This window comes from Streptomyces sp. NPDC047043, assembly GCF_040644055.1.
Lineage (GTDB): Bacteria > Actinomycetota > Actinomycetes > Streptomycetales > Streptomycetaceae > Streptomyces.
The window spans coordinates 136,194-148,584 of the sequence record NZ_JBEYVO010000025.1 but is presented as its reverse complement, the minus strand read 5'-3'; the positions used below and the strand labels follow the sequence as shown (position 1 = coordinate 148,584).

The window sequence follows — 12,391 nt, the reverse complement described above, 5'->3', positions numbered from 1 at the left end:
GAGCGGGGTCCGCTCGTGCCTGGCCGGCGGTTGCCGGCTCGGTGGCGCACCCGGCCGAACATGGGTGGTGTTCGCCGGGCGGTCGTGAAGATTTATCACGGCCGCAATATTGATCATCCGTACGACATGTGGCCCACGCCACAGGAAGAACCGGACAAAGACCACTCCAGGGGCGCATAGAAGGCGGCCCTGGTGACCTCATCGTTATCCGGATTTGAGCGTCCTCTGAGCGAACGCGAATCGAACGGAACATGCCGTTGGCTATTGCGAAGAAGAAGCTCAGATCTTGATCAATTCCATAGCCCGCGGAGGGTCAAGATCCCTAGCGTCCTTCCCCGTGAGCGCCGCGGCGCGGTGGACCGACCAACCACCGCGGGCGCTCGCACAGAGCACGACAGCAAGTTCAACGCTCAAGGGGAAATCCAGCAATGAAGCTCAAGCTCGTTTCCGTCGCAGTCCTCGGTTCACTGGCCCTGGGCGCCGCTCCGGCGGTCGCACAGACGCAGGAGACCGTGGCGTCCTCGACGAAGACGGTCGTCACACCGAAGATCGACACCTGGCAGGACATCGCCGCCGGCAAGTGCTACTACGGCGACAAGGAGTCCTGCGAACTGCTCGTCGGGGGTCTCAAGATGAGCAAGAAGACCAAGAACTGCCTCGTGAACGCTTCCGTTGCGGCCGCAATCTCGCTCATCGTCGGCCGCATCAACAAGGACCTCGCGAGCAAGGTCGCCAAGCAGGCCGTGGGCGCGGGCGCGGGCGCGGGCGCGACGAGCTGCATCACGGCTCTCGTCAGCAGCTGAGCCGACCGGAGACATGAAGCGGGCCCCGTCGCACCCGTCGACGGGGCCCGCTTCCCGGCTCAGGGCATGAGGCGGTCAGGCGATGAGGCCGTCAGGGCATGAGGCCGTCAGGGCATGAGGCCGTCAGGGCATCAGCGTCGAGACCAGCGTCTCCTGGAGGCCGCCCAGCCACAGGTATGCCATCACCATCGGCTTGCGCGGGTCCTCGTCGGGGAGGCGGTAGAGGAGGTCGGTGTCGTCCTCGTCGGTGATGTCCAGACGGGAGCCGATCGCCAGGCGCAGGTCGTTGAGGGCGCCGAGCCACTGGCGGGACTCCTCGGCGGACAGGTTGAGGATCGCGCCGCCGTCGCCGCCGGGCGCGAGCGCGTCCAGGGAGCGGATCACCGCGAGGGCGTTCTCGCGCTTGCCGGCGCGCAGGTCGTTCTCCGTGTAGCGGCGGAACTCGGCGGAGTGGGCCTGCTGTTCCTCGGCGTCCTTGGGTCCCGGAGTCCCTTCCGGGTCGACGTAGGCGTCCGGGAAGAGGCGCCTGAGCACCGGGTCCTTGGGCGGCTCGCTCGGACCCTCGGCGAAGAGCTCGGCCAGTGGGTCGTCCGGGGCGTCCTCGCCGGGGCCCGGTCCGACGAGTTCCAGGAGCTGGACGGCCAGCGACCGGATGATGGAGATCTCGACGTCGTCGAGGGCGACGGCCGCGCCGCCGCCGGGGAGCGGTTCGAAGTGTCCTGGCATGAAGGTGAGTTCAGCTACTTCCGGTCCTGCTGGAGGGTGGCCCACAGACCGTAGCCGTGCATGGCCTGCACGTCGCGTTCCATCTCCTCGCGAGTGCCGCTGGAGACGACCGCCCGGCCCTTGTGGTGGACGTCGAGCATGAGCTTGGTGGCCTTGTCCTTGGTGTAGCCGAAGTACGTCTGGAAGACGTACGTCACATAGCTCATGAGGTTGACCGGGTCGTTGTGCACGATCGTGACCCACGGGACGTCGGGCTCGGGTACGGCGAAGACCTCCTCCGCCGATTCGGTGCGTTCGATCTCAAGGGGAGCGGGTGACGTCACACAGCCCATGCTGCCACGGGCCCCACAAATCGTCACACTGACGCAAAGGGGTGTTAGCATCATTGCCATGCTGCATACCCCGGGGGACAACCCCCGGACCCCCGGCCGACCTGGGGGCACCCTGAGAGTCATAGCTAGGAGAGCTTTCGTGGATGTAGCGGACCTTGGGCTGCCGGTGGACGTTCCCTCGACGGCGCTCTTCACGGACCAGTACGAGCTCACGATGCTGCAGGCCGCCCTCAGGGCCGGTACCGCCGACCGGCGCAGTGTCTTCGAGGTCTTCACCCGGCGGCTGCCCGAGGGGCGGCGCTACGGCGTCGTCGCGGGCACCGGGCGTGTCCTGGACGCCGTGGAGAACTTCCGCTTCGACGCGGGCGTCCTCGGCTTCCTGCGCGAGCGCGGCATCGTCGACGAGGCGACCCTTGAGTGGCTCTCCTCCTACCGCTTCAGCGGCGACGTCTGGGGCTACCCCGAGGGCGAGGTGTACTTCCCGGGCTCGCCGATCATGCGGGTCGAGGGCTCCTTCGCCGAGTGCGTGCTGCTGGAGACCGTGATCCTGTCCATCCTCAACCACGACTCCGCCATCGCCGCGGCCGCCTCCCGCATGTCCTCCGCCGCCGGGACGCGTCCGCTGATCGAGATGGGCGCCCGCCGCACGCACGAGCTGGCGGCCGTCGCCGCCTCCCGCGCCGCGTACGTCGGCGGCTTCACCTCCACCTCCGACCTGGCGGCCGGCTTCCGCTACAACATCCCGACGGTCGGCACCTCCGCCCACGCCTTCACGCTTCTGCACGACCGCGAGCGGGACGCCTTCCAGGCCCAAGTGAACTCGCTGGGCCGGGGCACCACCCTGCTCGTGGACACCTACGACGTCGCCGAGGCCGTACGGATGGCCGTCGAGGTGGCCGGGCCCGAGCTGGGCGCCGTGCGCATCGACTCCGGTGACCTGCTGCTGGTCGCGCACCGGGTGCGGCAGCAGCTGGACGAACTGGGCGCGACCAGGACGAAGATCATCGTGACCTCGGACCTCGACGAGTACGCCATCGCCTCGCTGGCGGCGGCGCCCGTGGACGCGTACGGCGTCGGTACGCAGCTGGTGACCGGGTCCGGGCACCCGACCTGCTCGATGGTCTACAAGCTGGTCGCCCGCGCCGAGTCCGCCGACCCGAAGGCGCCGCTGGTGCCGGTGGCGAAGAAGTCCAGCGGCGGCAAGACGTCCATCGGCGGCCGCAAGTGGGCCGCGCGGCGCCTGGACGCGGACGGGGTCGCGGAGGCCGAGGTCGTCGGCACGGGTACGGCTCCGGCCGAGCTCGCCGACCAGCAGCTGCTCGTGGAGCTGATCAAGGGCGGCGACGTCGTGGCCCGCGAGCCGCTGGACGCCGTACGCGATCGGCACACGGCCGCGCGGGCCAACCTGCCGCTGTCCGCCACCCAGCTGTCGCGCGGGGAACCGGTCATTCCGACGGAGTACGTACAGGCGCGCTCGGGTAGCTAGTCAGCGTCTCAAAAGCGGGGGCCCACGGACGTGCTCGTGGATACGCCCTGTAATGCCCCCTCCCCTGCGCCCCCCGAAGTCAATAGGCTCGGAAGTTCAACGGCCGGGCCCGCACCCCTCCCCCGACCCCATAGTCGAGAAGGACACCCACCATGCGCCGCGCCTTGATCGTCGTAGACGTGCAGAACGACTTCTGCGAGGGGGGCAGCCTCGCCGTGGCCGGGGGTGCCGACGTGGCCGCCGCCATCACCGAGCTGATCGGGCAGGCGGGCGGCTCCGGCTACCAGCACGTGGTGGCCACCCGCGACCACCACATCGCACCCGGCGGCCACTTCGCCGACAACCCCGACTTCCAGCACTCCTGGCCCGCGCACTGCGTCGCGGGCACCGAGGGCGTCGGCTTCCACCCGAACTTCGCGCCCGCCGTCGCCTCCGGGGCGATCGACGCCGTCTTCGACAAGGGGGCGTACGCGGCGGCGTACAGCGGGTTCGAGGGGGCCGACGAGAACGGCGTGAAGCTGGGCGACTGGCTGCGCGCCCGGGAGGTCGGCGAGGTGGACGTGGTCGGGATCGCCACGGACCACTGTGTGCGCGCCACCGCCCTGGACTCGGTGCGGGAGGGCTTCCGTACGCAGGTGCTGCTCGACCTGACCGCCGGGGTCGCCGAGGCGACCACCGAGCGGGCGCTGGACGAGCTGCGCGAGGCGGGCGTGGAACTCTCCGGGAAGCCCGTCGTCGCCTAGGGGGTGTCCGGCGGCTCCCGAGGCCGACCTGATCCGCCGGACACCCCCTAAGCTCACGCCGGGGCCGCCGGGCGCCGCAGGAGCGCCCTGATGGGGTGCCACAGCTCCTGGGGGAGCTCCGGCCCCGGAACGACACCGTTGTCAGGTGCCGTACGCCATATCAGGCCGTCGGGGTGGTGCAGGACCGCGGTGATCTCGTCCGGGGTCGGCGGGGCCGCGTTGCCCCGCAGGTAGACCGCGCGCATTCCCAGGTTGCGCAGCCTGGTCAGGGCGCGCGCCCGGTTGCGGGCATGGACGAGGACACGGACGCAGCCCGTGCCGTCGGCGGTGGGTCTGGGCAGGTTCAGAGCCACCACCACGCTGCCGGTCGGCAGCTTGCAGAAACCTCCTGCGGCCATGCAGGTCACACCCCCGTGCGAGTCGGCGTCAATGAGACTGTCAATAAGCAGGGCACAGGACGCACCTAAACACGATCGGCGGCGACCCGCCAGGGGGTCGCCGCCGATACGCTTCTGACCTGCAGTTTTAAGAACTACTTCACTGCGGGACCGACCTCGAGCTTGATCGTCGAGCCGTTCTTGGCCTCCTTGGCGATCTTGATCTTGGTGTTGGTGTCAGTGATCTTGACCCCCGCGAACGGCGTGTTCGCGTCGTAGTACGTGCTCGTGTGGTCGTTGAAGACCGGCACGCCCTTCGACGACGGGATCATCGTCGCGACGTCCGCGTTGTGCAGCGTGATGCCGTCCGTGCGGTACAGGCTGAACGGCGAGTCGTACGCCTGGATGCGGCTGCGCATGAACGTGCCGTTGGACCACTTGAGGGCCGTCGGGTGCGAGTCGACCGGCAGGACCAGACCGACACCGGGGTGCTGGCTGGTGTTGTTGTCCTGCTGCGAGGTGTCCCACTTCCAGATCAACAGGCCGTTCTGGTACGGGTAGTGCTCCACCCAGTCCGGACGGGTCGTCGAGAAGCCGAAGTTGTACGGGCCGACCTTCAACGTCTTGTCGTACGACACGTACTGGCGGTTCTCGGCGATGTAGTACTGCTTGTAGTCCTTGGTGAAGGACGCACCGATGCGGGAGAAGCCGGCCGCGGTCCAACCGGCGTCAGCGGCCTCGGCGTTGTCGGAGAAGACCGCCGCGCCGTCCGCGGTCACCGTGATCTCGTCGGCCGCGAAGCCCTTCTGGGCCACACCGCTGTCGGTCTGGTAGCGGAAGCGCAGGTCGATCTTCTTGCCCGCGTAGGCGTCCAGCGAGTACGACAGCTTCTTGTAGCCGTCGACCGTGCCCGTCAGCGCCGGCTTGTCGCTGCCGTCGCGCGGGACGGCCTGGCCGTCCACCGTGCCGTCCAGAGCGGTCCAGTTGGCGCCTCCGTCGGTCGACACCTCGGTGTAGAGGTAGTCGTAGTTGGCCTCGATGTCGTAGTAGCCGTCGAGGGTGAGGGTGGCCTTGGGCTTGCCGGTGAGGTCCACCGAGCGGGTCAGCGTGTTCTTCAGGTCGTTGCCGCTGCCGCTCCACCACTGGGAGGAGCCCTGCGCCGGGGTGACGACCTCGGTGGTGACCGCCTTGTCGGGCAGCGAGACCACGAGGGCCTGCTTGTCCCAGGTGTTGTACTCGGCGACGCCCAGCTTGTGCGTGGACTGCTTGCCGGCCTTCGCCGTGTCGTAGTTCAGCCAGCCCAGCTGCAGCTTGTCCCAGGCGTTGAAGTCGCCCGGCAGATCACCGATGGTGTCCTTGCCGCGGCCGAGCCAGGAGCCGGAGGACATCAACGTCCAGAAACCGGTGGAGTTCTCGCCCGCCCCGGTCGTGTCGTAGTGGTCCGGCAGACCGAGGTCGTGGCCGTACTCGTGGGCGAAGACGCCGAGTCCGCCGTTCTCCGGCTGGATGGTGTAGTCGCCGACCCAGATGCCGGTGTCGCCGATCTGCGCGCCGCCCAGCTTGTTGCCCGTGGGGCCCGTGGCGCCCGCGTCGGTGCCGAACGCGTACCAGCGGTGCGCCCAGATCGCGTCCGTGCCCTGGACGCCGCCGCCCGCGGACTCGTCCTCGCCGGCGTGCACGATCTGGAAGTGGTCGATGTAGCCGTCGGGTTCGTTGAAGTTCCCGTCGCCGTCGTAGTCGTAGCGGTCCCACTGGTCGAAGTTGGCCAGGTCCGCCTTGATCGCGGCGTCCGACTTGCCGGCCGCCTTCTGCTGGGCGACCCAGGCGGTGACGCCGTCGCTGACGACGTTCCACACGCTCGGGCAGTTGGTGGAGCCGCAGGCGTTGTTGCCGTAACGGGCCTCGTTGTAGGGGACCTTGACCCAGTCGGCGACCTCGCCGTCCACCGAGTAACGGCCCGAGGACTGCTTCTCGTAGAACTTCTTCATCGACTCGACGTTCTTGCCGGTGCCGAAGTAGAGGTCCTGGAAGTGCTTCTGGTTGTAGTCCGCCTGCCAGGCCGTCGAGTTGTCCTTCGTGCGGTCCGGCTTGGCTATCTGGTTGTGCGCGGGGCCGGCCGTGCCGCCGTACGTGCTGTCTGTCTTGTCGCCGAACTCGACCAGGATCGTGAAGATCTTGTCGGTCTTCTCCCGGCCCAGTTCTACGTACTTGCTGTCGCCCTTCTTGCTCTTGAGCTGGACGACCTGCGAACCGTTACGGTCCTTGACCTGGGCCTTGCCGGATATGACCTGGTTCAACGCCTCCTGGCGCTGGGCCTCCTGGGTCTTGGAGAGCGGACCGTCGAGGTCGTGCTCCTGATTGCTCTTGACCGCCGCCGGGTCGTGGCGGTGCACTGTGGCGGACTTGGCGCTGTCGGCGGCCTGCGCCACTGCGAACGTCGAGAACGAGGCGGTGGCCGCCGCGAGCGCGACACCGATCGCGGTCGCTCTGAACGTCCAGGGTTTTGGGGTCACTTGAGTTCCTCTTGGTCAAGGTGGTAAGTCAAGTGACGCAATTTGACTAGAGGTCGGTAAGAAAAAACAGATCTTGACTTGAGCACATCAAGTGCACTATGCGGAGACGGAGTTCGCATTGCGGACGCTCTGACCGGCGCGTTCGAACGTCCACGTGATGGACGCCATGACTCCGTGCGCCCCCTGTGCACCGGCACTGTTGGTTAGGTCACGCTTACCGTTCGTTCCACTCGGGCATGCACGCGAATAGAGTCGGTTGGCGGCACGCCCGAAAAGCGGCGGAAAGCCAGGCCGACACCCCCGTGGACCCCCACTTCCGAGGACACGATTGCCATGCCTCGTCCGACTGCCGCACAGCTCCTTTACGGTTCCTGCACCGTGATCTTCTCAACGCTCGCCATGCTGCTGCTGTCACAGACGAGTTCGGGCGTGGGGATCGCGGTCATCGCCGTCGCGGCGCTCGCCCTCGGGCTCCTGGTCGCCATGACGGTCCCGCTGCCGAAGGCACGGGTCGTCGCGATGCAGCAGCCGGCGGCGGAGAAAGCCGAAGAGCCCGTGCCGGTCGCGGCCACGGGCTCGTCGAAGGCCGCCTGACGCAAGTCGGCCGGTGGCGTACGTCAGTTGGTGCTGACCACCACCGTCTTGGCCGCCTTGTCGTGCAGGCCCTGCTTGTAGGGCCGGTCGAAGAAGCTCCAGCCGCCCGAGATCGCGGTCCAGATGCAGGCGCAGCAGAACGCGAACGGCAGCCAGAGCACCGCCGAGCGCGCCAGCGTCGTCTGCACGGAGGGCGTGGCGCCGTTGTCGAGGTTGGCCACGCGCATGTGCAGCCACTTCTTGCCGAGCGTCTGTCCCGACCTGCTGATCATGAAGGTGTCGTAGCCGATGTAGAGCACGGCCGCGATCAGCGACTGCCCGAAGGACTTGCCGTAGGAGACCTTGTCGGCGTTCACGTCGTACTCGTGCACGTTGAAGGCCCACGTGAGCAGCCATACGACGATGCCGACGAGGATCATGTCGATGATCCGGGCCAGCGTGCGCCTGCCGCTGTCGGCGAGCGGGGGCATGCCGGCGAGGGGGTCGCCGGGTCCCCCGCCGTAGGGATCACCGCCGCCGTAGGGCGGCGGTTGCTGACCGTACGGCGGCTGTTGACCGCCCTGGGGCGGGGTGTCGTACGGGGAGCCCGAGCCCGCTCCTGGCTCTCCGGGCGGGGGCTGCTTCCTGAACGGATCGTCTTCCGGCGGTCGGCCGGAGCCGGGGGGCGGTTCGGTGCTCATGGCCCGAGTGGACCGCGAACCCCCGGACTCCGCATCCGGCGAACGGCCGTCCGGAGTACCGAATCAGCTGGTGCACACGACGTACACGGTCATCCCGCGACGAACGTACGGGCCGCCTTGTCGTGCCAGCACTGGTGCCAGGGACGGTCGAAGAGGCACCACAGGACACCCACGACCCCGATGCCGAGCAGGCCGGGCACGCTGTAGACGAGCCAGCGGCGCAGGGCCGCGCCGAAGGTCGGGGGCTCGTGGGCCTCGATGTCCCGCACCTCCAGACCGAGCAGCTTCTTGCCGAGGGTGCGGCCCCACCTGGCGGTGGGCAGCGCCTCGTAGAGGACACCGAAGACCAGCAGAACGGCGAGGACGATACCCAGGTAGACCGAGGTCGTGCCGTCCAGCAGCCAGACGGTGACGGTCTCGCCGCTGAGCTTGGCCGCATCGATCTTCTCGTCGACGTGGTCGATCGCCTTGGTGCCGAGCGGTACGGCGGCCGCGCCGGTGACGCCGACGAGAACGACCGTGTCCAGCAACCGTGCGGCCAGCCGCTTGCCGAGCCCCGCGGGGCGGGCGGCGGACTGACGCCGGGCGGCGGCCGTGAAGACGTCCTCGACGGGCGGCTTCCAGGGCGCGACGGGCTGCTCCTCGCCCGCGAGCCGGTGCACCTGCTGCGCCCAGGAGGGCTGACCGCCGCCGGGGCCGCTGGTCACGGGGGTGGCGGACGCGAGGGGCTGTCCGGCGGGGACCTGGCCTCCGGGCGTCCGGCCCGCCGCCGTGGCCTGGGGGCCGGCGGACTGTGGCGGGACCGTGGGCGAGGGCTGCTGGGGGCCGGCGAGCGGGGCCGGGGCGGGGGAAGAGGCGGAGGACTGCTGGGGGCCGGAGAGCGGGGACGCAGCGGAGGGCTGCGCCTGTGCCGCGGCGGCGCGGTCGGCGGCCGCCTTGCCCGCGCCGAAGCCGGGCGCCCCCGTGCTCCCGGGCTGCGCCCCGCCCTGCTGCTCCTGCTGACCCGTGCGCGGGGAGAGCGCGCGGAACGTCATGGTGCCCTCGTCGGCGGTGGGGCCGCCGGGACCGGGGACGCCGGGAGTGGACGCGCCCGCCGCGGGCGCTCCGCCGGGGTTCGCCGTGGGCCTGCGGAAGACGAACGTGCCGCCGGAGACCACGTCGGCCGAGTCGCCGTCCGCCGGCGGGATCGTAGCCGTACCGTCCGTGCCGGCCACGCGGCCGTCCGGCTGGGCAGGGCGGGCGGGGGTGTCGGACGGCACCCTCGGGTCCGCGGCCTGCGGGGAGCCCCATGAGACACGGCGGTCCTGGTCGCCGCCGAAGCCGGACTGGTGGGAGCGGTCGGCGCCCCAGGCGGAGGCGGGTTCGGGACGGCTGCCGTGCTGGGCCTGGGCCGGGGACGGCTCGGGGTCCTCGTCGAAGAAGTGCGGTCCCGTCTCCTCGACCGGAGCCGGGCCCGTGCCGGGCGGCGGGGCGAGCGGCTCGCCGTCCGTCGGTGCCGGACGGCTGGTGCCCGGAACCCAGGCGGCACCGTTCCAGTACCGGACATATCCAGGAATGGACGGGTCCGGGTAATACCCTTCGCGGGGCCTGTCGTCACCGGGGGCCGGGGTTGGGGCGCTCATGTCCGTCGTCCCGTATCTGCTCGGGGGTGAATAGAGGGGTCTCCACATCTATCAGACGTGCGCAACCCCCACCGCCAGTCCCTTACTACCCACCCCTTTCCGGGCAACCTCGCGCACCGGCTTCACACCTTCGGAAAAAAACTTCCCCGAACCCGCGTAATGGTCGTGCCCCCTCTCCGCTCTCCACTCGTACGGGCCCACTCACCGGGCCCCGTACACCTGCCCGAGAGAGGAACCGAACGACATGCACTACACCGTGGTGGAGCGCGAGCTGGAGCTCAGGCTCATCCTGTCCCCCGAGCGGAGCATCCCGGTCCCGGCCCGGCTCAGCTACCGCACCGACGACCCGTACGCCGTCCACGTCGCCTTCCACATCAACTCCGAGCAGCCCGTGTACTGGACGTTCTCCCGCGACCTGCTGGTGGAGGGGGTGTTCCGGGCGTGCGGGCACGGGGACGTGCGGGTGTGGCCGACGAAGTCGGAGGGCCGCAGCGTCGTGCTGATGGCGCTGAGTTCGCCCGACGGCGACGCGCTGCTGGAGGCACCGGCCGCCCAGGTGTCAGCCTGGCTGGAGCGGACACTGCGGGTGGTGCCCCCGGGGAGTGAGGGCGAGCAGCTGGGGATCGACGACGCGCTCGACCAGCTGCTCGCCCAGTGACCTCGGCGGCCGGCGGCTCAGAAGAGCTTGCCGGGGTTGAGGATGCCCAGCGGGTCGAAGACCTGCTTGATCTGCCGCTGCATCTCCACCCCCACCGGGCCGATCTCGCGCGCCAGCCACTCCTTCTTCAGTACGCCGACGCCGTGCTCGCCGGTGATGGTGCCGCCGAGCTCCAGGCCGAGGGCCATGATCTCGTCGAAGGACTCGCGGGCGCGCCGGGACTCGTCGGGGTCCTGGGCGTCGAAGCAGACGGTGGGGTGGGTGTTCCCGTCCCCGGCGTGCGCACAGACCCCGATGGTCAACTGGTACTTCTCGGCGATCCGATCGACGCCTTCGAGCATGTCGCCCAGCCGCGACCGGGGCACGCACACGTCGTCGATCATCGTCGTGCCCTTGACCGCCTCGAGGGCGGTGAGGGAGAGCCGCCGGGCCTGGAGCAGCAGCTCGGACTCGGCGAAGTCGTCCGCGGGAACGACCTGGGTGGCCCCGGCGGCCTCGCAGAGCGCACCGACGGCAGCGAGGTCGGAGGCCGGGTCGGGGGTGTCGAAGGCGGCGAGGAGCAGCGCTTCAGTGGTCTCCGGAAGCCCCATGTGCGCAAGGTCGTTGACGGCTTTGACGGTCGTACGGTCCATGAGCTCGAGCAGCGACGGCACGTGGCCGCCGGCCATGATCCGGCACACGGCGTCGCAGGCGGCGGCCGCCGAGGCGAACTCGGCGGCGAGCACGAGCTGCTGCGGGGGCTGGGGACGCAGGGCCAGGATCGCCCGTACGACGATGCCGAGCGAGCCCTCGGAGCCGACGAAGAGGCGGGTGAGGTCGTAGCCGGCGACGCCCTTCGCGGTGCGGCGGCCGGTGGACATGAACCGACCGTCGGCCAGCACCACGTCCAGTCCGAGGACGTACTCGGCGGTGACCCCGTACTTCACGCAGCACAGGCCGCCTGAGGCGGTGCCGATGTTGCCGCCGATGGTGCACATCTCCCAGCTGGAGGGGTCGGGAGGGTAGTACAGCCCGTGTTCGCCGACGGCACGCGAGAGCACGGCGTTGATGACACCCGGCTCGACCACCGCCACCCGGTCGACGGGATTGATCTCCAGAATCCGGTCCATCTTCGTCAGTGACAGCACGATGCAGCCGTCGGAGGCGTTGGCGCCGCCGGACAGTCCGGTGCGGGCGCCCTGCGGGACGACGGGGACGCGCAGCTCGGTGGCGATGCGCATGACGTGCTGGACCTGCTCGACGGTACGCGGAAGGGCCACGACGGCGGGGGCGCCGGCCGGGCAGAAGCTGGCCATGTCGTTGGCGTAGGAGGCCGTGACGTCCGGGTCGGTCAGGACGGCCTCGACGGGCAGACCGCTCAGCAGACGGTCGACGAGGTTGCCGGTCGCTTCGTCGCGAGGCGCTTCGATACGGCTCATGATCACAGCGTCGCACCCGGGGCCATCGGTGTGAACCCCGTCTACGGCACCGGACGTAAGCCGCGATGCGGTCGTCGTATTGACGCACAGTGATCGCCATGGACGAGCTACGGGATGCCGCCCTGGGGGACGGGGCGGGACAGGGACAGCGGGGGGCGTCGGCGGGACGGGTGGGGGCTAGGGAGGACCGGGTGGTGGGGGGTCTCGTGGGGGACGAGCGGGGTGCGGTGGTCGGGGGCGCGGAGGATGCGGTGGTGGAGGAGCCGGGGGATGCGTCGAGGGTGAGCGGGGAGGACGTCTCGTCGGGGGAACGGCGGGATGGTCCGGTTCAGGAGCAGCGGCCGGTCTCGGCGGTGGGTGGGCAGCAGGAGTCGGTGGCGGAGGAGGGGCGGGACGTATCCGCAGGGGGTAGGGAGGACGCCTCGGCTGAGCAGCCGCG

13 protein-coding genes are annotated in these 12,391 nt (G+C 69.7%); 6 read left to right on the top strand and 7 right to left on the bottom strand.

What is annotated here, in order from left to right; translation table 11 throughout:
- The first annotated feature begins 428 nt into the window (after positions 1-428).
- Complete coding sequence (locus ABZ880_RS34700; protein ID WP_361271217.1) at positions 429-803, top strand: hypothetical protein; 375 nt, start codon at positions 429-431, stop codon at positions 801-803.
- Between the two features lie 123 nt (positions 804-926).
- Here the strand turns inward: ABZ880_RS34700 and ABZ880_RS34695 are convergent, their stop codons facing one another.
- Positions 927-1,529 (bottom strand): DUF2017 domain-containing protein, encoded by a 603-nt coding sequence (locus ABZ880_RS34695; protein ID WP_361271214.1) that lies wholly within the window; start codon positions 1,527-1,529, stop codon positions 927-929.
- Positions 1,530-1,543: 14 nt separating this feature from the next.
- The gene (clpS, locus tag ABZ880_RS34690; RefSeq protein ID WP_030943626.1) at positions 1,544-1,861 is read right to left on the bottom strand and encodes an ATP-dependent Clp protease adapter ClpS; all 318 of its coding nucleotides are present in this window, start codon (positions 1,859-1,861) and stop codon (positions 1,544-1,546) included.
- 139 nt (positions 1,862-2,000) lie between these two features.
- Between clpS and ABZ880_RS34685 the strand changes: the two genes are divergently transcribed.
- Positions 2,001-3,347, top strand: coding sequence for a nicotinate phosphoribosyltransferase (locus ABZ880_RS34685; protein WP_361271211.1), 1,347 nt, complete (start codon positions 2,001-2,003; stop codon positions 3,345-3,347).
- Between the two features lie 152 nt (positions 3,348-3,499).
- On the top strand, positions 3,500-4,090 hold the full coding sequence (locus tag ABZ880_RS34680; RefSeq protein ID WP_361271208.1) for an isochorismatase family protein: 591 nt from the start codon (positions 3,500-3,502) through the stop codon (positions 4,088-4,090).
- Between the two features lie 53 nt (positions 4,091-4,143).
- On the opposite strand, the gene ABZ880_RS34675 is transcribed toward ABZ880_RS34680, so the two are convergent.
- A complete protein-coding gene (locus tag ABZ880_RS34675; RefSeq protein ID WP_361271206.1) occupies positions 4,144-4,488 on the bottom strand; it encodes a hypothetical protein in 345 nt (114 codons plus the stop codon).
- A 134-nt stretch (positions 4,489-4,622) separates the two neighbouring features.
- Positions 4,623-6,980, bottom strand: coding sequence for an immune inhibitor A domain-containing protein (locus ABZ880_RS34670; protein ID WP_361271204.1), 2,358 nt, complete (start codon positions 6,978-6,980; stop codon positions 4,623-4,625).
- Positions 6,981-7,313: 333 nt separating this feature from the next.
- Between ABZ880_RS34670 and ABZ880_RS34665 the strand changes: the two genes are divergently transcribed.
- Positions 7,314-7,574 carry a hypothetical protein gene (locus ABZ880_RS34665; RefSeq protein WP_361271202.1) on the top strand — a complete coding sequence of 87 codons (261 nt, stop codon included), beginning with the start codon at positions 7,314-7,316 and terminating at the stop codon, positions 7,572-7,574.
- A gap of 23 nt (positions 7,575-7,597) precedes the next feature.
- On the opposite strand, the gene ABZ880_RS34660 is transcribed toward ABZ880_RS34665, so the two are convergent.
- Together ABZ880_RS34660 and ABZ880_RS34655 are read right to left on the bottom strand one after the other, a co-directional pair.
- Positions 7,598-8,254 carry an RDD family protein gene (locus ABZ880_RS34660; RefSeq protein ID WP_361271200.1) on the bottom strand — a complete coding sequence of 219 codons (657 nt, stop codon included), beginning with the start codon at positions 8,252-8,254 and terminating at the stop codon, positions 7,598-7,600.
- A gap of 89 nt (positions 8,255-8,343) precedes the next feature.
- Positions 8,344-9,876 carry an RDD family protein gene (locus tag ABZ880_RS34655; RefSeq protein ID WP_361271197.1) on the bottom strand — a complete coding sequence of 511 codons (1,533 nt, stop codon included), beginning with the start codon at positions 9,874-9,876 and terminating at the stop codon, positions 8,344-8,346.
- Between the two features lie 244 nt (positions 9,877-10,120).
- Here ABZ880_RS34655 and ABZ880_RS34650 point away from each other — a divergent pair, with 244 nt between their 5' ends.
- Positions 10,121-10,534 (top strand): SsgA family sporulation/cell division regulator, encoded by a 414-nt coding sequence (locus ABZ880_RS34650; RefSeq protein ID WP_361271194.1) that lies wholly within the window; start codon positions 10,121-10,123, stop codon positions 10,532-10,534.
- Positions 10,535-10,551: 17 nt separating this feature from the next.
- Here ABZ880_RS34650 and ABZ880_RS34645 read toward each other — a convergent pair whose 3' ends face one another.
- Positions 10,552-11,958, bottom strand: a complete 1,407-nt coding sequence (locus tag ABZ880_RS34645) for an FAD-linked oxidase C-terminal domain-containing protein (RefSeq protein ID WP_361271191.1) — start codon at positions 11,956-11,958, stop codon at positions 10,552-10,554.
- Between the two features lie 92 nt (positions 11,959-12,050).
- On the opposite strand from ABZ880_RS34645, the gene ABZ880_RS34640 reads away from it, so the two are divergent.
- On the top strand, positions 12,051-12,391 hold a 341-nt coding region (locus ABZ880_RS34640), incomplete at its 3' end, for a hypothetical protein (RefSeq protein ID WP_361271188.1).